At 72.6% G+C, this 1133-nt stretch carries 2 protein-coding genes; one reads left to right on the top strand and one right to left on the bottom strand.

Features of this window, described 5'->3' with window-relative positions; translation table 11 throughout:
* On the bottom strand, positions 1–494 hold a 494-nt coding region (locus G6020_RS15280), incomplete at its 3' end, for an enoyl-CoA hydratase-related protein (protein WP_182611200.1).
* A gap of 129 nt (positions 495–623) precedes the next feature.
* Here G6020_RS15280 and G6020_RS15275 point away from each other — a divergent pair.
* Positions 624–1133 (top strand): DAK2 domain-containing protein (locus G6020_RS15275; RefSeq protein WP_182611199.1); only part of this gene is annotated, 510 nt, incomplete at its 3' end.

Here is a 1133-nt window from a genome sequence, read left to right as displayed (position 1 = left end):
TCCCGGGCCGCCGCTGGCCCGATCGCCCGGGGCAACCGCCAGGACATCCCACCGTCCGGCGACAGGCCGATTCCCGGGTATGCCGCGAGCAGGCGGGTGTCCGGGCCCCCCACGGAGAAGTCGGCGGCCAACGCGAGGGAGAGTCCGGCCCCCGCGGCCCAGCCGGCCACCGCGGCCACCACCGGCACAGGTGCCTCCTCCAGTTGCCTGACCACCCCGTGCAACCGGTCGGCCAGTTCGCGGACGTGCTCCGAGCGGTCCTCGGCCGCGGCGAAACCGGGCACGTTCCCGCCCGCGCAGAAGTTCCTGCCGAGGCCCACCAGGAGGATCGCGCCGGCGTCGATCTCGCCGGCGAGGAGAGCGGCCAGTGCGGTGCCGGCCTGGGTGACGGCGTCGGAGTCCAGCGAGTTCCCCCTGCCCTCGAGGGAGACGGGGATGGTGAGCACACCGTCCTCGAGGGTGACGAGGGGCGTGGCGGTCAGGGCAGAGGTCATCTGGACTCCAGGGAATGGTACGGGCCGTCTCGGCCTGTTCGACGGCTGTCGCAAGGTGAGGGTACTAGGCTTGGCCGCGCCGACCGACGGAGTCGGACCGTTGGGGTGAACGGACGCCGAGGAGGGGTGATGGCACAGGAGTCGACGAGCGTCGAGGAACGTCCGTCATCACTGGACGCCCACGGGCTGCTGGGGTGGGCGCGTCGGTGTGTGGAACATCTGGCGACCCACCGCGAGGAGATCAACGCCCTCAACGTCTTCCCGGTGCCGGACTCCGACACCGGGACCAACCTGCTCTACACGATGAGAGCCGCGGTCGACAGGGCCGAGGGTGAGGAGGCGTGGATCTCCGAGGGCGGGGGGAGTGCCGGCGCCCGCGAGATCGCCGTGGCGCTCGGTCACGGCGCCGTCCACGGTGCGCGGGGCAACTCCGGCGTCATCCTGTCCCAGGTGCTCCGGGCGGTCGGCGAGGCGGCGACCTTCACGGTCGTCGACGCCTCCACCTACCGTCGGGCGCTCCGGACGGCGGTCACCCTCGTCGACCACGCGCTCAGCGATCCGGTGGAGGGCACCATCGTGACCGTGCTGCGGGAGGCTGCCGGGGGCGCCGGTAGGTCGTCGGCCACCTCGCTCGTCGAG

It is taken from the genome of Dietzia sp. B19 (assembly GCF_014145155.1).
Taxonomy (GTDB): Bacteria; Actinomycetota; Actinomycetes; order Mycobacteriales; family Mycobacteriaceae; genus Dietzia; species Dietzia natronolimnaea.
This window is presented reverse-complemented; position numbering and strand designations above follow the sequence as displayed.